Annotated in this window: 1 protein-coding gene; it reads left to right on the top strand. The window is 66.2% G+C overall.

The window, feature by feature from the left end:
- Positions 1–480: adenosyl-hopene transferase HpnH (gene hpnH, locus LPA54_RS37290; protein WP_228984885.1), on the top strand; the 480-nt coding region annotated here is incomplete at both ends.

The raw sequence follows: 480 nt of genomic DNA on the forward strand, positions 1-480 counted from the left end.
GTCGCCCTACTTCGCGTTCGCGGTGCACATCGACGGGCTGCGGGAGCGGCACGACGAGTCCGTCGCCAAGGAGGGCGTGTTCGACGAGGCCGTGGCGGCCATCAAGGAGGCCAAGCGGCGCGGCTTCCGGGTCACCACCAACTCGACGTTCTTCAACACCGACACCCCGCAGACCGTCGTCGAGGTGCTCAACTACCTCAACGACGACCTCAAGGTCGACGAGATGATGATCTCGCCCGCCTACGCCTACGAGAAGGCGCCCGACCAGGAGCACTTCCTGGGTGTGGAGCAGACCCGGGAGCTGTTCAGGAAGGCCTTCGAGTGCTGCAACCGGCGCCGCTGGCGGCTGAACCACTCGCCGCTGTTCCTCGACTTCCTCGAGGGCAAGGTGGACTTCCCCTGCACCGCCTGGGCGATCCCCAACTACTCCCTGTTCGGCTGGCAGCGCCCCTGCTACCTGATGAGCGACGGGTACGTGCC

Origin of the sequence: Streptomyces sp. DH12, from assembly GCF_020873895.1 — a bacterium.
Taxonomy (GTDB): domain Bacteria; phylum Actinomycetota; class Actinomycetes; order Streptomycetales; family Streptomycetaceae; genus Streptomyces.